Genomic DNA, 19,063 nt, shown 5'->3' on the forward strand with positions numbered 1-19,063 from the left:
TCCCTTCGGTCTCCCCGGTTTCCGTACTCTCCAGTACCTTGTACGCGTGCCAGAGCCGTCCCCCTCCCGCAAGCGTCGCGGCCGCCTCCTCCGTTTCGGGGCGGCCTGCGCGGTCCTGTCCGCCGTCGCGGGCTATGTCGCGGTCCAGTACGTCACCGGCGGCGCCGGCGACCCGGGGTGCAGAGTCGTCTCCGCCGAAGGCGGTGGCCCGGAGTACGAGTTCACGCCCGAGCAGGCGGTGAACGCGGCCACGATCGCCGCCGTCGGCACCGACCGGGGCATGCCGCAGCGGGCGGTGACGATCGCGCTGGCGACCGCGCTCCAGGAGTCGGCGCTGCGCAACCTCGACCACGGCGACCGGGACTCGCTCGGCCTGTTCCAGCAGCGGCCCTCGCAGGGCTGGGGCACCGAGCGGCAGGTCACGAACCCGACGTACGCGGCGGACGTCTTCTACGCGCATCTGGCGAAGGTGCGCGACTACACGGAACTGCCGCTGACGGTCGCCGCGCAGCGCGTGCAGCGCAGCGGCTACCCGGAGGCGTACGCCAAGCACGAGCCGGACGCCACGCTGCTGGCCGCCGCACTCACGGGCACCTCGGCGGCCACGCTGACCTGCGAGGGCGTGCCGGCGAGCGCGACGGCCACCGGGCCGGAGGCGGTGCGCGCGGCGCTCGCGCGCGACTTCGGCCGGGAGGCGGCGCAGCGAGCCCGCGCGGAGGGCGCGGAGTCGGAAGGCTCGAAGGCCGGCGGCTCCGACGCCGACGACTCCAAGGCCGGGGCGTCGAAGCCGGAGGCATCGGCCACCGGTGCGGACGTGCCGGCCGCCGAGACCAGCGGGCGGACCGTGACGCTCCCCCTGTCCGAGGGCGGGCCCGCGGGTGGGCGCGCCGTCGGCGAGCGCGGCTGGCAGCTCGCGCACTGGGCGGTGGCCAACGCCTCGGCGCTGCACATCGAGCGCGTCACGTACGCCGGGCGGGAGTGGACCGCCGGGCACACCGACAGCAAGTGGCACCCGGCCGAGGAGAGCGGGACGGAGGCCGCGGGCGCGACGGGCTCGGGCTCCAGCGCGGGTTCCGGCGCGAACGCCGTGCGGATCGTCACCGCTCGGTAGTACGGGGGCTCACCCGTGCGGGTAACGGTGAGCCGCTGCGGGGCGGCGGGCGGTCGGGGGCTCGCGCCACCGCTCCCGTGGCCGGACGGACCCCTGGGAGAACTGGGCTCCGAGCGGTCGACGGACCATCACACCGGGCACCTTTCGCCCCGTTTCGTCCGCAGGCGATTATGCGACGCATTGCCAACTCTTTACGGCGGCGGTCCGCAACCTTCGTGGATCTCGAGCGGTAGTCACTGCGACCGAGGCGGACGATCGACCTCCTGGTGATCGTCCGGCGTTCCCCTCCGTGTAAGGAGCATCATGACCCTCCCCCTGACCCGCAGGATCGCCCGTGCCGCGCTGCTCGTCGCTGCGGGAGCGGCCGCCGGGGTCGGTGCGGCCGGCTCCGCCGGCGCGGCCCCCGCGCTGCCCGCCGCCCCGAACGTGGGCGGACTGACCGCCCTGGACGGGGCGAACGTCGGCAACACGCTCGACGGCGCGGCGCGAGGCGTCACCGGGACCGCGGGCGACACCGGCGGCAAGGCGGTCAAGCAGGCGGTGCCGGCGGCGGGCAAGGCCGGGGGCAAGGCCCTGAAGAAGGCCACGCCGGTGGCGCAGAAGGCGGCCGGCGAGGCAGCCGGGTCGGCCGGCGGGATCCTCGGGGACACGGCTTCCTCGGCGGCCAAGGGCGGTCTGCCGGGGACGGGCACGCTGCCCACGAAGGGGCTGCCGACGAAGGGCCTGCCGCTGGGCTGACGCCCGCGACGCGGAAGGGGCCCGGCGATCACGCCGGGCCCCTTCCGCGTCTCCGCCGCGTGCGCGGCGTCAGCGCCGGGTCAGACGGGCCACCGCCGCTGTCACCCGCTCGTCCGAAGCCGTCAGGGCCACCCGTACGTGGTGGGCGCCCGCCGTGCCGTAGAAGTCGCCGGGGGCCACCAGGATGCCCAGGTCGGCGAGATGGGCGACGGTGGCCCAGCAGGACTCGTCGCGGGTGGCCCACAGGTAGAGGCTGGCCTCGCTGTGCTCGATGCGGAAGCCGTGGTCGAGCAGTGCGGCGCGCAGGGCGGTGCGGCGGGCGGCGTAGCGCTCGCGCTGCTCGTGGACGTGGACGTCGTCGGAGAGGGCGGCCACGACCGCCGCCTGCGTGGGCGCCGACGTCATCATGCCGCCGTGCTTGCGGATCTCCAGCAGCGGCGCGAGGACCGCCGGGTCGCCGGCCAGGAAGGCGGCGCGGTAGCCCGCGAGGTTCGACCGCTTGGACAGGGAGTGGACCGCGACGATCCCGTCATAGGAGCCGCCGTTGACGTCCGGGTGGAGGACGGAGACGGGGTCGGCCTCCCAGCCCAGTTCGAGGTAGCACTCGTCGGAGAAGACCAGGACGCCGTGCTCGCGGGCCCAGGCGACGATCCGGGTCAGCTCGGCCTTGCCGAGGACCTTGCCGGTGGGGTTCGACGGCGAGTTCAGCCAGAGGAGCTTCAGCCCCTCGGGGTCCAGCTCGGTCGGGTCGTCGTAGACCTCGTGCCCGGCGCGCGCCAGACGGGCGCCGACCTCGTAGGTCGGGTAGGCCAGGCGGGGGAAGGCGACCCGGTCGCCGGGGCCGAGGCCCAGCTGGGTGGGGAGCCAGGCGACGAGTTCCTTGGAGCCGACGATCGGCAGCACATGCCGGTGGGTGACCTCGCGGGCGCCCAGTCGGCGCTCCACCCAGCCGGTGATCGCGTCCCGCAGCGCCGGGGTGCCCCAGACGGTGGGGTAGCCCGGGGAGTCCGCCGCGTCGACCAGGGCCTTCTGGATCAGGTCCGGGACCGGGTCGACCGGCGTGCCGACGGACAGGTCGACGATGCCGTCGGGATGGGCGGCGGCCGTCTTCTTGTACGGCTCCAGCTTGTCCCAGGGAAAGGCCGGAAGGCGGTCGGAGACTGCGGACACTGCGGACACGGTCAGTGGCTCACTTTCGTCGGTGCGACGCCCCGTACAGCGGACGGCTCGGCCCCGCACGGCCGCGACAGGGCCGTACGGGGCAGAGGGGGCACGGAGCAGTACGGGCCGCTCGTGCGCTTACCCGGCCTGGGGCGGCAGCGCGGCGATGAAGGGGTGGTCACGCTCGATCAGCCCCAGCTTGCTGGCGCCGCCCGGCGAGCCGAGCTCGTCGAAGAACTCGACGTTCGCCTTGTAGTAGTCCTTCCACTCCTCGGGAGTGTCGTCCTCGTAGAAGATCGCCTCGACCGGGCAGACCGGTTCACAGGCGCCACAGTCGACGCATTCGTCCGGGTGGATGTACAAGGACCGCTGGCCCTCGTAGATGCAGTCGACCGGGCACTCCTCGATGCACGCCTTGTCCTTGACGTCGACACAAGGCTGCGCGATGACGTAGGTCACGCTGTCGTTCCTCCTCGATAGGGCGCTGGCGGGCCTCTCTCAGGCTCCGCCGCCTGGCGCGCGGGAGCGCGGCGTCGTCGATGCCCGCCCCTAGTATCTCCGTTCCTGGCAATGATCCGAACAGGAGGGGGGAGTCGACCCGTGGAAATCTCGGCCGCCGGACGCCTCGAAGTCCGAATCACCGCTGCTGACGTGGGCAAACGCGTCTCCGTACGACGCCTTGGCGAACCCGGAGTGACACAGGGGAAATTCACCGACACGGTGGGTGTTCTCACATCATGGGACGACGATGTGCTGGTGATCACACGCAGGAGCGGTGAGAGCGTCCGCATCCCCGCGTCCTCGCTGGTCGCGGGGAAGGTCGTGCCGGCCGCTCCGGCCCGCCGCCGGGGGCCGGCCGCCTCCTACGAGGAGCTGGCCCGGACCGCCTCCCGGGCGTGGCGGCCGCTGGAGAGCGAGCCGCTGGGCGGGTGGGAGCTGCGGGCGGCCGCCGGGTTCACCCGCCGCGCCAACTCCGTGCTGCCCCTCGGCGACCCGGGGCGCCCCCTCGACGAGGCGCTGGACGCCGTACGGCACTGGTACGGCGTCCGGGGGTTGCCCGCCTATGTGCAGACCGCGACCGGGGCCGAGGGCACGCAGGAGCTGCTCTGCGCGGAGCTGGAGCGGCGCGGCTGGGTGCGCGAGGTGAGCGCCGAGCTGTGGATCGGAGCGCTGGCGCCGGTCGCGGACCGGGCGGACGCTGAGGGTGTGGTGCTCGCCCGGGAGGCCGACGAGGCGTGGCTGGCGCGGTACCAGCGCAAGGGGGTGAGCGAGGTGGCGTTGAAGGTGCTGGGCGCGGGGCCGTCGGTGTGGTTCGCGTCCCTGCCCGGCGAGGCGGGCGTTCCCGCCGCCGTCGGCCGGTTGGTCGTGGACGGGCGGTGGGCCGGGTTCGCCGCGGTCGAGGTCGATCCGACGCGGCGGCGGCAAGGGCTGGCGACGCGGGTGATGGCCGCGCTGGCCGGGCGGGCGCTGGAGGAGGGCGCCTCGGCGGCCTGGCTGCAGGTCGAGGACGACAACGCGGGCGCGCGCTCGCTGTACGCGGGGCTGGGCTTCGGGGCGCACCACGCCTACCACCACTACCGGCAGCCGGCGGGGGGTGCGCCGTGACGGGGCCGGAGTTCACCGAGGTGCGGCGGCGGTTCGCCGAGGAGGCGAGGTCCGAGCGGCCCGATCTGTCGTTGCTGTGCCTGCTGGTGGGCGCGGAGGCGGACGGGGCGCTGGACGAGGCCGGGATGGACGCGGCACAGGTCGAGCTGGACCGGCTGGCGGGCCAGGTGCCGTTCCGGCCGGGCGGGCCCCGGTCGTGGGCGGTGGCGGTGCGGGAGCTGCTGGGCGAGCGGCAGGGGTTCCGCGGTTCGGCGGCGGACTACCAGCGCTTGGAGTCGTCCCTGCTGCACCGTGTGCTCCAGCGGCGCAGGGGGCTGCCGATCCTGCTGTCGGTGGTGTGGATCGAGGTGGCCCGGCGGGCGGGCGCGCCGGTGTACGGGGTCGCCCTGCCGGGGCACTTCGTGGTCGGGTTCGGGCCGCGGGACGATCCCGGTCGGCAGGTGCTCGTCGACCCGTTCGACGGGGGCCGGCTGCTGTCCGGGCGGGACGCGGAGCTGCTGGTGACGGGGGCGACGGGGGCTCCGCCTGCCCCGGAGATGCTGCGGCCGGCGGAGACGGTGGACGTGGTCGCGCGGATCCTCAACAACGTGCGGGCGTGGGCGTCCGCCCGGCCGGAGCGCTCGGATGTGGCGCTGTGGGCGGTGGAGCTGGCGCTGCTGCTGCCCTCGCATCCGGCCCGGTTGCGTTACGAACGAGCGCAACTGCTGGTGGAGCGGGGGGAGTTCGTCGCCGGCGCGGTGGAGATGGAGGAGTACGCGGGGCTGGTGGAGGTGGTGGACGAGGGGACGGCCGACCGGGTGCGACGGGAGGCCCACGCGGCCCGGTCGATGCTGAACTGACCGGGAGATCCCGGGTGAAGGCGTTCGCCGCTCCGGCTGCCGCCGGGCGGGGTCAGAGCCAGCCCTTCTCCCTCGCTATGCGCACCGCTTCGGCCCGGTTGCGGGCGGTCAGTTTCTGGATGGCCGTGGACAGGTAGTTGCGGACCGTGCCCTGGGACAGGTGGAGGGCCGCCGCGAGTTCCGCGTTGGTGGAGCCGTCGGCCGCCGCGCGCAGCACCTCGCGTTCGCGGTCGGTCAGCGGGTTGGCGCCCTCGGCGAGGGCCGCGGCGGCGAGCGTGGGGTCGATGACCCGCTCCCCCGCGAGCACCTTGCGGATCGCCTCGGCGAGCTGGGCGGCGGGGGCGTCCTTGACCAGGAAGGCGTCGGCGCCGGCCTCCATCGCGCTGCGCAGATAGCCGGGACGGCCGAAGGTGGTGAGGACGACCAGCCTCACGCCCGGCAGGGCCGCGTGCAGCGTGGCCGCCGCCTCGATGCCGGTCGCGCCGGGCATCTCGATGTCGAGGAGGGCCACGTCGACGCCGTGCTCCCGCGCGGCCGCCAGCACCTCGTCGCCGCGGGCGACCTGGGCGACCACCTCGATGTCGTCCTCCAGGCCGAGCAGGGCGGCGAGGGCCTCGCGGACCATGGACTGGTCCTCGGCGAGCAGGACTTTGATCGTTCGGGTCGTCATGCGCGGGATCCTATGTCGGCGGCCGGGGAGCCTGCCGGGGCACGGGCGACCAGGCGGAACCCGTGCCGGGCGCCGCCCGCCTCCAGGGAGCCGCCGGCCTTCTCCAGACGTTCGGAGAGGCCGGTCAGCCCGTTGCCGGGGCCCTCCCCCGGGCCGCCCGAGCCGTCGTCCTCGACGCTGAGCTCGATGACGGCGCCGTCCAGGGTCTGCCGTCGGGCGAGGCCGACCGTGCAGCGCCGGGCCCCGCTGTGCCGTACGACGTTGGTGACGGCCTCGCGCAGGGCCCAGGCGAGGGCCGCCTCGCTCTCCTCGGGGACGCCGGACAGGTCGGGTTCGCCGGGCAGGTCGGCGGTGACGCCGGCGGCGGCCAACGCGACCTTGGCCCCGGCCAGTTCGGTGGGCAGCCGGCGCCTGCGGTATCCGGTGACGGCCTCGCGGACGTCGACGAGCGCCTGTCGGCTGACCTGTTCGATGTCGGCGACCTGCTGGGCCGCCCGGTCGGGGTGCTCGGGGAGCATACGGCCCGCGAGTTCGCTCTTCAGCGTGATCAGCGACAGCGAGTGTCCGAGCAGGTCGTGCAGGTCCCGGGCGAGCCGCAGCCGCTCCTCGTTGGCGGCGAGCTGGGCGACGGTGGCGCGGGCCTCGCGCAACTCCACGGTCGTACGGATCAGTTCGCGCACGCCGGTCATCGAGAAGCCGCCGAGGAGGGCGGGGAAGAGCAGCGCCGCCAGAAGGGTGCTGCCGCCGGGGACGGCGAAGGCGACCCCGGTCAGCAGGGCCGAGACGGCCGGGACGGTCCAGCGGGACAGGCGCAGCGGCAGGGCGGCGCCGGAGGAGATCGCCACGTACACGAAGAGCACGAGCCATTCGCGGCCCAGTGAGAGGGCGAGGACGGTCGACTCGGTCGCCAGGACCGCCAGCGAGGCGAGCACCGCGCCGTTGCGCTCGCCCCGCCCGGTGCGGAAGACCAGGGCCAGGTACCAGGCGACGAAGGCGACCAGCCCCGTCCAGCCGAGGACGCGGGCGACGGTGCTGTGCCCGCCGTGCAGCAGGTCGCTGACGGGTGCGCCGAGGTACGCCAGCCAGATGCTGGTCCAGAGCAGCTTGACGTATCTCTGCCGGTTGTTCTGCGGGCGCTGCCCGATGCGGATGCCGCTCACGCCTTCAGCGTGTCCTTCCGGTACAGCCAGGCCGCGCCGCCGGTGAACAGGGCGAAGTAGACGGCCAGGACGGCGATGTCCTCGGCGTGCGGTGCCTGGTTCTGTTCGATGGCCTGTCCGAGAGCAGCGTACGCGTGCGTGGGGACCCACTTGGAGATCTGCTGGAGCCATTCCGGGAAGGTCGCCGTGGGCATCCACAGACCGCCGAGGATCGACAGGCCGAAGTAGGTGATCATCGTGATCGGGCGGACCGCGTCGCCGCTCGCCAGGTACCCGAGGGCGACGCCGAGCGCGGCGAAGACGAGGCTGCCGGCCCAGATCGCGGCGGTCAGGACCAGCCACTGCCAGGCGTCCAGGCGTACGTGCTTCACGGTCGCGGCGACGACGAAGACGACGACGATGGACGGCAGGCTGACGACGGCGGCGCTCGCGGTCTTGGCGAGGACGAAGCCCCGGCCGGGCAGCGAGGTCAGCCGCAGCTGCCGTACCCAGCCGTTCTGCCGCTCCTTGGCGATGCGCTCGCTGTTGCCCATCAGGACGGCGGTGAGGGCCCCGAAGGAGGCCATGGAGACCATCATGTAGGTGGGGAGGGTCAGCCCGGTGCCGTCGATCTTCGTCGTGCTGTCGGCGCTGCCGGCGATGAGCAGGAAGAGGACCGAGGGGTAGATCACCGAGAAGAACAGGAACTTGCGGTTGCGCAGGGCGCGGGTCAGTTCGAGCTTGATGAGGCCGTTCATGAGGTGTGCGCCTCCTCGGCGGCGGTGAGGGCGACGAAGGCCTGTTCCAGGCCGAGACCGGCGACTTCGAGGTTGCGGGGGTAGAGCCCGAGGCCGTAGAGGGCGTGGACGGTGGCGTCGGCGTCGGTGGACTGGATGCGGACCGTGTGGCCGGAGACGTCCAGCGTGGTGAGGAAGGGCAGGCCGCGCAGGGCGCTCTCGGTGGCCTCGCCGACCGCGTCGTCGGCGAGGTCGAAGGCGATGCGCCGGGCGCCGGCCTTGGCCTTGATCTCGGCGGCGGTGCCGTCGGCGAGGAGGCGGCCGTGGCGCAGGACCAGGACGCGGTCGGCTGTCGCGTCGGCCTCTTCCAGGTAGTGGGTGGCGAAGAGGACCGTGCGGCCCTGGTCGGCCTGTTCGCGCATGGTGGCCCAGAACGCCCGGCGGGCGGTGACGTCCATGCCGGTGGTGGGCTCGTCAAGGACGATCAGGTCGCTGTCACCCGCGGTGGCCAGGGCGAAGCGGACCCGCTGGGCCTGGCCGCCGGAGAGCTTGTCCACCTTCTGGGCGGCGATCTTGGTGATGCCCGCGCGGGCCATCACGTCGTCGGGGCGGTAGGGGCGGGGGTGCAGCCGGCAGGCGAGCGTGACCAGTTCGGCGACGGTGACCTCGTCCATCAGCCCGCCGCTCTGGAGCATCGCGCCCACCCGCCCGGCGACGATCGCCTCGCGCGGGCTCGCGCCGAACACGCGGACCGTGCCGCTGTCGGCGTGCTTGAGGCCGAGGAGGAGGTCCAGCGTGGTCGACTTGCCGGCGCCGTTGGGCCCCAGCAGCGCCACGGTCTCCCCCGGGTGCAGGGCGAGACTGAGCCCGTCCACCGCCCGCACGTCCCCGAATCCCTTGTGCACCTGGTCGAACTCGACCACCGGTGTCGTCGTCGTCATGCGTCGATGGTGGCCCGCACGGTGCCTTCGACGGCAGTGCCGGGCGTCCGGACTGCCGCATGACAGATGTCATGGCCCCTACGGACGACGGGACGCACGAAGGGGCGCCCGGCGGTCAGGCCGGACGCCCCTTCGTGAACCCACTGGTCAGCTCGGGTCGGTGTCGATGATTCCGATCCGGTTCGTCTCGCTCTTGAGGGCCGGGCGCAGCGCGTTGATGACGTCCTCGACGGTGACGGGCGTCTTCTGGCCGGTTCCGCGGGTGATCAGGACGCCGTCGAAGGCGTTGCCGTACAGCTCCTTGAGGGCGGCCTTGTCGTAGTACTCGACGAGCTTGCCGTTGACCGCCTTGACGCCGAGGAACTTCCACAGGGAGTTCTTCGGGCTCAGCGGGACGGAGTGCGCCGCGTCGGTCTGGACGGTGACCTTGCCCGACATCGCCGGAGTGGCGAACTCCTTCATCATCCGGTCGACCTCGGCGTCGGGCACCGTCGGCCGGCGGGTGGTCGTGGGGACCTTCACCGGGGTCGTGGCGCCGCTCTCCACCTGGGCGCGGTAGGCGTCGGCGACGGCCGTCCCGGCCTTCGCCGCGTCGATGCCCTTGCCCGCCTTGCCGTAGACGGCGACGGCCTTGCCCGACTCGAACTTGATGGTGCCGTCGCTGGACGATCCGGAGCCGCCCGCGGCGCTCTTGAGGGCGGCCTGGAGCTTCTCCTCGTCGACCGGCATGACCGGGTCGACGACGCGGTGCTGCCCGAACAGCGAGCCGATCACGGAGACCGGGTTGTAGTCGCTCCCGGCGGCCGCGTCGACGGTGGCCTGCATGTCGAACTGCAGGCCCGCCTGGTCCGGCTTGAGGGTGACGGCGGCGCCGTCCACGGACAGCTTCATCGCCTTGTCCACCCGGCCGTCGAAGGCCTCGCCGAGCTTCTTGACGGCGTCGTCACGGGTGCCGCCGCCGATCTCGACGCCGAGCACGGTGGTGCCCTTGGGCACGTCGGAGTGGTTCATCAGCAGGCCCGCGCCGTAGGCGCCGGCCGCGCCGACGACGAGCAGACCGCCGACCAGGACCAGCTTGCTGCGGCCCTTCTTCTTCTTGGGCTTGGCGGCCTTCTGGTTCTTCTTGGAGCCGCCCGCCGGCGCGTTCTGGCCGGCCGGCTCGGACACCTGCGGCGGGGTGTTCGGCAGCGGCCCGTCGCCGGGGCCGGCCGGCGCGAACCGGTCGCCGGGGCCCGGCTTCTGCCCGGAAGAGGGCACGACGGGGATACCGCTGGTGACGGTGTCTCCGGAGACGTTGTCGTGACGGGGGTAGCCGCCGCCCGCGCCCGGCTCGGGGGCCGGCTTCTGCGGGGTGAGGATCGCGGTGTCGTCGCTGAGCCCGCCGCCGGGGTACCGGCCGGCGGGGGCGCCGCCGCCCGCGGGCGCACCGGGGCGACCGTGACCGGCGGGGCCCGCGGGGGCGCCGGGGCCGCCGGGACGGCCGGGGCCGGCCGGGTTGCCCTGACCGCCGCGGGGACGGCCCTGACCTGCGGGCGCACCGGGCGCGTGAGGCGCCTGCGGCGAGCCCACCGCACCGGCGTGCGCACCGGGCGCTCCGCCGCGCACCGGCGGCACGACGGGGCCGTCGCCGGTGACCGGACCGCTGGTCGGGCCTGACGGGTGCTGGGGGCCGCCCGCACCCCCGCGGCCGCGGGGGCTGTCCGGTCCGTTGAAGTCGTGGGGGTCACCGGGACCGCCGGTCGGGCCGTCGAGCACGCCCTGGCCGTCGCGCGCGCCGCCGTTGTCGGAGAAGTACGGCAGGTCGTCGCGGCGCGTCTCGGGGCCGCCGCCCTGCGCGGGTCGCGCGCCGCCGCCCAGCGGGCCCGCGGCGAGCGCCTCGGTGACGTCGAAGGAGCCGGTGCCGCCGCCGTGCCCCGGAGCGACGGGGCCGCCGGTGGCGCCGGGGAGTCCGGCGCCGTTGGTCCCGCCCGAGCGAGCGCCGGGCATGCCCGCGCCGTTCGTGCCGCCCGAACGCGCGCCGCCCGGCACGCTCATGGAGCCGACCACGCCGCCGGGGCGTCCCGCGCCCGCACCGGGGCGGCCGCCGGGCGCACCCGCGCCGGAACCGCCCGGACGCGCACCGCTCTCGGCGGGACCCGCGGAACCGGGACCCACGCCCGCGGCGGAACCACCGGGCAGACCCGCCCCGTTGCTGGAGCCGGAGCCCTGACCGCCCTTGCCGCCGCCGGACTTGCGCGGCGCGAACCAGTCGCTCTGCTTCTCCTCCGCGCCGGGCGGCTGCTCGGCGGACGCCTCGACGGCGCCGGCGGGGGCGCCGGCCCCGGCCGAACTCCCGCCTCCTGGCACACCGGACGGCGTGGACGCGGGGCCCGCGCCGCTCCTGGCGGAGCGGGCGGCCTGCGCGTCGGCGCCGTCGCCGCCCTTGCTCTCGGCGTCCGCGACGGGCTTGCGCACGACGACCGGCGGAATGGGCCGGGATCCGGGGATGTTGATGCGGATCCGCGTCGTCAGTGTGGTCTCGGTCTTGCGTTCCTCCGGCTGCGCGGCCGAACGGCCCGCGTCCGCACCGCCGTCGGACACCACGGGGGTGCCGTACGGCGGGGTGCCCGAGGGGTATGCGGCTCCGCCGCGCCCGTTGGGCCCGGAGGACGGACTGTCAGTTTCACGACTCAAGGCAGGTTCTCCAGGTTGGCTCCGCCGCCCGCCACAACCTCACGGGCGGCTCGGCGGCGCGCACCACCATACTGGCCACTTCTGGCCTGTATCCCACGACCGCCGGGGAAACCCCCACGGGACTCCCACCGTCACGCCGGGGAGAAGTGGTACGTCACTTGCCAAGTCGGGCGTCGTCGCCGATCGGTTGCCGCCCCGAGACAAGGGTGGCGCAGATCACAGCGAGGGCCATGCCGCCGAGCAGGAAGAGGTAGGAGCCGCTTCCCGCGGCGAAGAGGAAGTCGCCTTCGGGCCGGCCCGAGGTGAGCAGTACGACGGAGATCATCCAGCCCGCGGCGGGCGCGACGGCCCCGGCGCGGCCGCCGAGAGCGCGGGCCCCGCCGACGAAGAGGCCGGCCGCGCCGACGAGCGCGAGCAGCAGCCCGCCGGGGAACCAGCCGGCCTGGACGAGGGCCCCGGCCACGCCGGCGGCCGCGCCGAGCAGGAAGAGGCCCAGGCAGGCGGCGACGCGTCCGGCGGAGGGCCGCTTGAAGGGCTGGGCGAGCGGGGAGCCGTGGTACGTCATCACGCCTCCGCCTCGACCCCGGCGAACAGGTCGTCCTCCCTGCCGGGCCCCTGCGCCCTTTCCCCGCGCACGAGTTGGTAGTACTCGGTGGTGAAGAGGGGTTGTGCGAGTTCGTTGGAGAGGACGAAGGAACTGTCGTCGGGGGCGACCTCGATCTGGGTGGCGTGCGCGCGCATCGCGGCGGCCTTGGCGGCGGCGTGGGCCGTGCCGTCGATCTCGGTGGTGACCAGGGCGTCGTCGACCACGCCGGGCACGTCCAAGACGGCGGCGCTCTTGGCGAAGGGGAGCCCGGGCAGCCGCTCCTGGAGGCGGCCGAAGGCGGCCTCGGCTACGGAGCGCGGGACGCGGTTCCAGTAGACCTTGGGGACGCTCCAGCCGGCGTCCCCGGCGAGCTCGACGGCCCGCATGGCGACGCGGTGGGCCTGGATGTGGTCGGGGTGGCCGTAGCCGCCCTCGTCGTCGTAGCTGACGACGACCTGGGGACGCACGTCGAGGACGACCTCGGCGAGGGCCGCCGCGGCGGCGTCGACGTCGGCCTGCCAGAAGCAGCCGGGGTCGTCGTTGTCGGGCAGGCCCATCATCCCGGAGTCGGCGTAGCGGCCGGTGCCGCCGAGCAGCCGGACGTCGGTGACGCCGAGGGCGGCAGCGGCGTCGGCGAGCTCACGCCGCCGGTGCGCGCCCAGGGCGGCGCCCGCGAGATGCCGCAGCCCGGACGGGATGACCTCGCCGCGCTCACCGAGCGTGCAGGTGACCAGGGTCACCTGCACACCCTCGGCCGCGTACCGGGCCATGGTGGCCCCGTTGTTGATCGACTCGTCGTCGGGATGCGCGTGGACCAGCAGCAGACGCCGCGCGGGCAGTTCCGTCATGGAGCCAACCCTACGAGGCAGGACTACTTCTCTCGCGCGGGGGCAGACGCAGGGTCGGCCCCCCCGGTCAGAACTTGATGCTGCCGATCATGCTGGCCACGCTCGTCGTCAGGTCGTTGATCGTGCCCGCCATCGTCGAGGAGGCGAGGTAGAAGCCGAGCAGGATGCAGACAACCGCGTGACCGCCCTTCAGACCTGACTTCTTGATCAACAAGAAGACGATGATCGCCAGCAGCACCACCGCCGAAATCGAGAGTGCCACGGCGGCTCACCTCCAAGAACCCGGGTACGTGGGGGAACAGGGCTAGGGAACTTGTAAATCCATACAACTGCCAGCAGGTTCATACCCACGTAGCGCCAGTGATCATAACTTCGGGTGCGCGCGCATCTCTCGGCGCACAGCCGCACAAGGGGGCGCATGGCCAATATGGTCGGGGCATGACGACCGAGTCCGACTCCTTTCCCCGACGGCACGCCCGCACCCAGCGGTTCACGCTCGGCGCGCCGCGGTCTTTCACGGTGGCCCCCGACGGCTCCCGTGTCGTGTTCCTTCGCTCGGCCTCCGGCACGGACCGGGCGAACGCGTTGTGGGTGCTCGACCCCGCCGGTGCCGGGGAGCGCGTGGCGGCGGATCCGCGCACCCTCCTGGGCGGGGCCTCGGAGGATCTCTCCCCTCAGGAGCGGGCGCGGCGTGAGCGCAGCCGCGAGGGCGGGGCGGGGATCGTCGCCTACGCCACCGACGACGCCGTCGAGTTGGCGTCTTTCGCCTTGTCGGGGCGGCTGTTCACAGCGGAGCTGCGGGCCGGCACGGCGCGTGAACTGCCGGTCGCCGGGCCGGTGATCGACCCCCGTCCCTCGCCGGACGGCCGGCTCGTGGCGTATGCGGCGGGGGGCTCGCTGCGGGTGGTGGGCGCCGAGGGCGAGGGCGACCGGGCGCTGGCCGAGCCGGAGTCGGAGTCGGTTTCCTATGGATTGGCCGAGTTCATCGCGGCCGAGGAGATGGGTCGTTCGCGGGGTTTCTGGTGGGCCCCCGAGTCGGACCGGCTGCTGGTGGCGAGGGTCGACGACACACCGGTGGAGCGGTGGTGGATCTCGGATCCGGCCCAGCCGAAACGTGACCCACACCACGTGCCGTATCCAGCTGCCGGTACGGCCAACGCGGAGGTCCGGCTGTTCGTCCTCGGTCTCGACGGGGTGCGCACGGAGGTCCGCTGGGACCGGGCGCGCTATCCGTACTTGGCGCGAGTGCACTGGTCAGCGGCGGGTGCGCCGCTGCTGCTCGTACAGGCGCGCGACCAGCGCAGTCAGCTGTTCCTGGCGGTGGACACCGACTCCGGGGCCACTCGTATGGTGCATGCCGACGAAGATCCGATTTGGCTGGATCTTTTCCCCGGGGTGCCGTGCTGGAGTCCCTCCGGGCATCTGGTGCGGATCGCCGACGAGGGCGGCGCCCGGGTGCTCTCGGTGGGCGGGCGGCCGCTGACGGGGGCGCAGCTGCATGTGCGAGCGGTGCTGGACGTGACGGCCGAGGACGTGCTGGTGGCGGCGTCGGCCGGGGAGTCCGCGGAACGCCCGGAGACCGGCGAGGTGCACGTCTACCGGGTCAACGAGCTCGGCGTCGAGCGCCTTTCGGAGGAACCGGGCGTGCACTCGGCGGTGCGCGCCGGGGGCGTGACCGTGCTGGTGTCGGCGACGCTCGACCGGCCGGGGAGCCAGGCCCGGGTGCTGCGCGTCGGCGGTCGGAGGCAGACGGGGGCACAGGCCGCCTCAGGGGCGGCCTCGGGCACCACGATCCGGTCGTTCGCGGAGGATCCCGGGCTGTCCCCCCGCGTGTTCCTCACCGAGGGGGGCGCACGGCGCATCCCGTGCGCCGTGGTTATGCCCACGGACTACCCCGGTGACGTCTCGCCCGCCTCCGCTCCCCCGCTTCCCGTCCTGCTGGACCCCTACGGCGGCCCGCACGGCCCCCGGGTGCTCGCCGCGCACAACGCGCACCTGACCTCGCAGTGGTTCGCCGACCAGGGCTTCGCGGTGGTCGTCGCGGACGGACGCGGCACGCCCGGCCGCTCCCCGGGCTGGGAGAAGGCGATCCACCAGGACTTCACCGTCGCCCTCGACGACCAGATCGAGGCGCTCGAGGACCTCGCGAAGCGGTACCCGCTGGACCTGTCCCGGGTGGCGATCCGCGGCTGGTCCTTCGGCGGCTGGCTGGCCGGCCTGGCGGTGCTGCGCCGCCCCGACGTCTTCCACGCGGGCATCGCGGGCGCACCGGTCACCGACTGGCGGCTGTACGACACCCACTACACCGAGCGGTACCTCGGCGACCCGGCCACGGCGGCGCGGACGTACGCCGAGAACTCCCTCGTGACCGACGAGGGGCTCTCCTCGCCCGCCGAACCGCACCGCCCGCTGATGATCGTGCACGGCCTGGCCGACGACAACGTGGTCGTCGCGCACGCCCTGCGGCTGTCCTCGGCCCTGCTGGCCGCCGGCCGGCCGCACGAGGTGCTCCCGCTGTCGGGGGTCACCCACATGACGCCGCAGGAACAGGTCGCGGAGAACCTGCTGCTGTTCCAGGTGGACTTCCTCAAGCGCTCGCTGGGCCTGGCGTAGACGAACGGCGGCGGGCCGGGACGCATGATGCGCCCCGGCCCGCTTACGGCACCCGCACGGCCGTACGCCGTTCAGCCTGACGCGTCCGTATATCGGAACGGCGTCAGCCAAGTTGCCTGCTTGTTAACGCAGTTGCAGCGCAAACACACCGCAGTGCGCCCCTGGGTCACTCCTTCGCGGCGCTGCCCGGCTCCGCGGCCGCCTCGGCCTCCAGGGCCTTCAGCGCCGGGTCCAGGACGACGTCCTCGGCACGGGCCTCCGTGGTCGGGTCCTCCGGGAAGTGGCAGGCCGTGAGGTGGCTCTCACGGTTGCCGGAGAGCTGCACCAGCGGCGGCTCCTCGGTCGCGCACTTGTCCTGCGCCTTCCAGCACCGGGTGCGGAACCGGCAGCCGGACGGCGGGTGGATCGGCGAGGGGACGTCACCGGCGAGGCGAATCCGCTCCCGGCTGTCCTCCCCGTCCAGCTCCACCTCCGGCACCGCCGACAGCAGCGCGTGCGTGTACGGGTGGCGCGGGCGGTTGTAGATGGAGTCCCGGTCGCCGACCTCGACCACCTTGCCGAGGTACATGACCGCGACGCGCTGCGAGAAGTGCCGGACGACGGCCAGGTCGTGGGCGATGAAGAGGAAGGCGATGCCCAGCTCCTCCTGCACCTGCTTGAGCAGGTTGACCACCTGGGCCTGGATGGAGACGTCGAGCGCGGAGACCGGCTCGTCCGCCACGATCAGCTTCGGGTTCAGGGAGAGCGCGCGGGCCACGCCGATGCGCTGACGCTGACCGCCGGAGAACTCGTGCGGGAAGCGGTTGTAGTGCTCGGGGTTGAGGCCGACGAGCTCCAGCAGCTCCCGGACCTTCTTCTCCCGGCCGCCCTCGGGCTCGATCCCGTTGACCTCCATCGGCGACTTGATGATGGTGCCGACGGTCTGCCGCGGGTTCAGCGAGGAGTACGGGTCCTGGAAGATCATCTGGATCTCGGACCGCACCGGCGCCAGCTGCCTGCGCGAGGCATTGGTGATGTCCTGGCCGGCGTAGGTGATCTTTCCGCCGGTCGGGTCCAGCAGGCGGGTGATGAGCCGGCCCGTGGTCGACTTGCCGCAGCCGGACTCGCCGACGAGGCCGACGCTCTCGCCCACGCCGACCGTCAGGTCGACGCCGTCGACGGCCTGGACGGCGCCGACCTTGCGCTTGATCGGGAAGCCGCCGTAGATCGGGAAGTGCTTGGTGAGGCCCTCCACCGTCAGCAGCGGCTCGGACGCGGTGGTGCCGGCGGAGTCCTGCGGCGTCGGGAGGGTGAGGTTGTCGCTCATGTCTCGGTTCTCCCTAGCGCAGCCGGGGCTGGATCTTGTCGATGAAGATGGCCTGCTTCTGCTCGGCCGTCAGATGACAGGCGGACGCCCGGCCTTCGGCCAGCGGCGGGCGGCTGTCGGTGCACAGGGTGCCCGGCACCTCGTCCTTGAAGGCGCACCGCGGGTGGAAGGGGCAGCCGGTCGGCGGGTTGAGCAGCGAGGGCGGCGAGCCGGGGATCGGCACGAGCGCCTCGTCCACGGCGCTGTCCAGCCGCGGCATCGAGCTGAGCAGACCCCAGGTGTAGGGGTGGCGGGGCGCGCTCATGACCTCGCGCACGGTGCCGCGCTCCACGGCCCGGCCCGCGTACATCACCAGCAGGTCGTCGGCCATGTTGGAGATCACGCCGAGGTCGTGGGTGATGAAGATGATCGCGGAGCCGAACTCCTGCTGGAGGTCCTTGAGCAGGTCCAGGATCTGGGCCTGCACGGTCACGTCCAGCGCGGTGGTGGGCTCGTCGGCGATCAGCAGCTGCGGGTCGCACATCAGCGCCATGGCGATCATCGCGCGCTGGCGCATGCCGCCGGAGAACTGGTGCGGGTAGTCGTCGAAGCGCGCCTTGGGCTGCGGGATGCCGACCTTCTCCAGCATCTGGACGGCCCGGTCCTTCGCCTCCTTCTTGGAGGCGCCGGTGTGCTTGATGAACGGCTCGGACAGCTGCCGGCCCACCGTGTAGTACGGGGAGAGCGCGGTCAGCGGGTCCTGGAAGATCATCGCCATCTTGTTGCCGCGGAGCCGCTCCAGCTCCTTCTCGGAGGCGGTGACGAGCTCCTGGCCGTCGAGGACGATCTCTCCGTCGACGGTGGTGGTGCGGGAGTTGTGCAGGCCCAGGATCGTCAGGTTGGTGACGGACTTGCCGGAGCCGGACTCGCCGACGATGCCCAGGGTCTTGCCGCGCTCGACGTCGAAGGAGAGGCCGTCGACCGCCTTGACGATGCCGTCCTCGGTGGAGAACCGCACCTTCAGATCACGCACCGACAGAAAGCTCTCCGGGCCGGTGGGGGCCGGGGCGTCCTCGGTCTTGGTCAGTGTGGTCACGGTGGTTCGTTCTTCCTAGGAGAGCCGGACGCGCGGGTCGATGTAGGCGTACGCGATGTCGGTGAGGATGTTGAAGATCAGGATGAAGAAGGCACCGAACAGCATGACGCCCATGGTCAGCGGCAGGTCCTTGGTCTGCGCGCCTTCGACGGCGAGGCGGCCGATCCCCTGGAGGGAGAAGGTGATCTCGGTGACGACGGCGCCGCCCAGCATGCCGCTGATGTCCATACCGAGAACGGTGACGATCGGGATGAGGGAGCCGCGCCAGGCGTAGCGGAAGAACACGTACTTGCGGGGCATGCCCTTGGCGCGGGCGGTGCGCACGTGTTCCTCGGCGAGCTGCTCGATCATCGACGAGCGCGCCATACGCGTGTACTGGGCGGTGAAGATGGTGGCCATCACCAGCGTGGGCAGCAGCATGCCCATGAACCAGCCGAACGGGTCCTCGGTGATCGGGCGGTACTGGGGGTTCTCCATCCAGCCCGTGCTGTAGACGAAGATGATCAGGACGATCGGGCCGAGGAAGTAGATCTGGAACGAGCTGAGGACCATCGACCCGCCGGTGGCGATCTTGTCGACGAACGAGCCGCGCTTGTACGCGGCGACCATGCCCGCGCCGACACCGACGACGAGGAAGACGACCGCGCCGCCCACGGTGAGGGTCAGGGTGGTCGGGAAGCGGTCCAGGATCGTGGACCAGACCGGGTCGCCGGAGTAGAACGACATGCCGAGGCAGGGCGCGTTGCAGTGCCCGGTCGGGAAGTCACGGCCCATCACGATGCCGGTCATGAAGTCCCAGAACTGCGTGTGCAGCGGCAGGTTCAGGCCGAGAGCCGCGCGGATGTCCTCGAGTCGCTGCGGAGAGCAGTCCTTGCCACAGGCCAGGGACGCGTAGTCGGAGGGCGCGGCGACGAACAGGAAGAACGTGGCGGCGCCGATGAGGAACAGGGTGACGACGGCACCGACCGTGCGCCGGAGGATGAACTGAAACATGGCGGGGGGCTGCTCTCTGCGGAGACGG

Annotated in this window: 18 protein-coding genes; 5 read left to right on the forward strand and 13 right to left on the reverse strand. The window is 72.9% G+C overall.

The annotated features are described in order from the left end of the window. Positions 1 to 46: 46 nt before the first annotated feature. Both ACIRS4_RS26195 and ACIRS4_RS26200 read left to right on the forward strand, forming a co-directional pair. Positions 47 to 1,111, forward strand: a complete 1,065-nt coding sequence (locus ACIRS4_RS26195) for a heavy metal transporter (protein ID WP_404200550.1) — start codon at positions 47 to 49, stop codon at positions 1,109 to 1,111. Between the two features lie 303 nt (positions 1,112 to 1,414). Next, positions 1,415 to 1,849 carry an ATP-binding protein gene (locus ACIRS4_RS26200; protein ID WP_404200553.1) on the forward strand — a complete coding sequence of 145 codons (435 nt, stop codon included), beginning with the start codon at positions 1,415 to 1,417 and terminating at the stop codon, positions 1,847 to 1,849. Between the two features lie 69 nt (positions 1,850 to 1,918). Here ACIRS4_RS26200 and ACIRS4_RS26205 read toward each other — a convergent pair whose 3' ends face one another. Both ACIRS4_RS26205 and fdxA read right to left on the reverse strand, forming a co-directional pair. Then, positions 1,919 to 3,019 carry a bifunctional succinyldiaminopimelate transaminase/glutamate-prephenate aminotransferase gene (locus tag ACIRS4_RS26205; RefSeq protein ID WP_404200556.1) on the reverse strand — a complete coding sequence of 367 codons (1,101 nt, stop codon included), beginning with the start codon at positions 3,017 to 3,019 and terminating at the stop codon, positions 1,919 to 1,921. A 129-nt stretch (positions 3,020 to 3,148) separates the two neighbouring features. Then, positions 3,149 to 3,469: a ferredoxin gene (gene fdxA / locus ACIRS4_RS26210; RefSeq protein WP_130443832.1), complete on the reverse strand. Its 321-nt coding sequence runs from the start codon at positions 3,467 to 3,469 to the stop codon at positions 3,149 to 3,151. Between the two features lie 141 nt (positions 3,470 to 3,610). On the opposite strand from fdxA, the gene ACIRS4_RS26215 reads away from it, so the two are divergent. Together ACIRS4_RS26215 and ACIRS4_RS26220 are read left to right on the forward strand one after the other, a co-directional pair. After that, positions 3,611 to 4,615 carry a GNAT family N-acetyltransferase gene (locus ACIRS4_RS26215; RefSeq protein WP_404200559.1) on the forward strand — a complete coding sequence of 335 codons (1,005 nt, stop codon included), beginning with the start codon at positions 3,611 to 3,613 and terminating at the stop codon, positions 4,613 to 4,615. Next, positions 4,612 to 5,454, forward strand: a complete 843-nt coding sequence (locus tag ACIRS4_RS26220) for a transglutaminase-like domain-containing protein (protein ID WP_404200561.1) — start codon at positions 4,612 to 4,614, stop codon at positions 5,452 to 5,454. The genes ACIRS4_RS26215 and ACIRS4_RS26220 overlap by 4 nt, the downstream gene beginning before the upstream one ends. A 52-nt stretch (positions 5,455 to 5,506) precedes the next feature. Here ACIRS4_RS26220 and ACIRS4_RS26225 read toward each other — a convergent pair whose 3' ends face one another. From ACIRS4_RS26225 to ACIRS4_RS26260, 8 genes are all read right to left on the reverse strand, one after another. Beyond that, positions 5,507 to 6,124 carry a response regulator transcription factor gene (locus ACIRS4_RS26225; protein ID WP_404200564.1) on the reverse strand — a complete coding sequence of 206 codons (618 nt, stop codon included), beginning with the start codon at positions 6,122 to 6,124 and terminating at the stop codon, positions 5,507 to 5,509. Continuing rightward, a complete protein-coding gene (locus tag ACIRS4_RS26230; protein WP_404200567.1) occupies positions 6,121 to 7,284 on the reverse strand; it encodes a sensor histidine kinase in 1,164 nt (387 codons plus the stop codon). Before ACIRS4_RS26230 ends, ACIRS4_RS26225 begins: the two co-directional genes overlap by 4 nt. Further along, on the reverse strand, positions 7,281 to 8,021 hold the full coding sequence (locus ACIRS4_RS26235; RefSeq protein ID WP_404200570.1) for an ABC transporter permease: 741 nt from the start codon (positions 8,019 to 8,021) through the stop codon (positions 7,281 to 7,283). The genes ACIRS4_RS26230 and ACIRS4_RS26235 overlap by 4 nt, the downstream gene beginning before the upstream one ends. Further along, positions 8,018 to 8,941, reverse strand: a complete 924-nt coding sequence (locus tag ACIRS4_RS26240; protein ID WP_404200573.1) for an ABC transporter ATP-binding protein — start codon at positions 8,939 to 8,941, stop codon at positions 8,018 to 8,020. The genes ACIRS4_RS26235 and ACIRS4_RS26240 overlap by 4 nt, the downstream gene beginning before the upstream one ends. 147 nt (positions 8,942 to 9,088) lie before the next feature. Beyond that, on the reverse strand, positions 9,089 to 11,614 hold the full coding sequence (locus tag ACIRS4_RS26245; RefSeq protein ID WP_404200576.1) for a hypothetical protein: 2,526 nt from the start codon (positions 11,612 to 11,614) through the stop codon (positions 9,089 to 9,091). A gap of 154 nt (positions 11,615 to 11,768) precedes the next feature. Continuing rightward, positions 11,769 to 12,179 (reverse strand): DUF6113 family protein, encoded by a 411-nt coding sequence (locus ACIRS4_RS26250; protein ID WP_404200579.1) that lies wholly within the window; start codon positions 12,177 to 12,179, stop codon positions 11,769 to 11,771. After that, entirely contained in the window at positions 12,179 to 13,048 is an 870-nt protein-coding gene (gene mshB / locus ACIRS4_RS26255) for an N-acetyl-1-D-myo-inositol-2-amino-2-deoxy-alpha-D-glucopyranoside deacetylase (RefSeq protein ID WP_404200582.1), read from the reverse strand. Before mshB ends, ACIRS4_RS26250 begins: the two co-directional genes overlap by 1 nt. Before the next feature lie 67 nt (positions 13,049 to 13,115). Next, positions 13,116 to 13,310, reverse strand: coding sequence for a hypothetical protein (locus ACIRS4_RS26260; protein WP_030783885.1), 195 nt, complete (start codon positions 13,308 to 13,310; stop codon positions 13,116 to 13,118). A 176-nt stretch (positions 13,311 to 13,486) separates the two neighbouring features. On the opposite strand from ACIRS4_RS26260, the gene ACIRS4_RS26265 reads away from it, so the two are divergent. Next, positions 13,487 to 15,661, forward strand: coding sequence for a prolyl oligopeptidase family serine peptidase (locus ACIRS4_RS26265; protein ID WP_404200585.1), 2,175 nt, complete (start codon positions 13,487 to 13,489; stop codon positions 15,659 to 15,661). A 166-nt stretch (positions 15,662 to 15,827) separates the two neighbouring features. Here ACIRS4_RS26265 and ACIRS4_RS26270 read toward each other — a convergent pair whose 3' ends face one another. Genes ACIRS4_RS26270 through ACIRS4_RS26280 form a run of 3 tightly spaced genes read right to left on the reverse strand, consistent with a single transcriptional unit; the run spans position 15,828 to position 19,035 of the window. After that, the gene (locus tag ACIRS4_RS26270) at positions 15,828 to 16,967 is read right to left on the reverse strand and encodes an ABC transporter ATP-binding protein (RefSeq protein ID WP_404200588.1); all 1,140 of its coding nucleotides are present in this window, start codon (positions 16,965 to 16,967) and stop codon (positions 15,828 to 15,830) included. A 13-nt stretch (positions 16,968 to 16,980) separates the two neighbouring features. Beyond that, positions 16,981 to 18,042: an ABC transporter ATP-binding protein gene (locus ACIRS4_RS26275; RefSeq protein WP_404200591.1), complete on the reverse strand. Its 1,062-nt coding sequence runs from the start codon at positions 18,040 to 18,042 to the stop codon at positions 16,981 to 16,983. 15 nt (positions 18,043 to 18,057) lie between these two features. Further along, positions 18,058 to 19,035, reverse strand: a complete 978-nt coding sequence (locus tag ACIRS4_RS26280; RefSeq protein WP_404200594.1) for an ABC transporter permease — start codon at positions 19,033 to 19,035, stop codon at positions 18,058 to 18,060. Positions 19,036 to 19,063 lie beyond the last annotated feature (28 nt).

This window comes from Streptomyces sp. NPDC101166, from assembly GCF_044768125.1.
GTDB lineage: Bacteria > Actinomycetota > Actinomycetes > Streptomycetales > Streptomycetaceae > Streptomyces.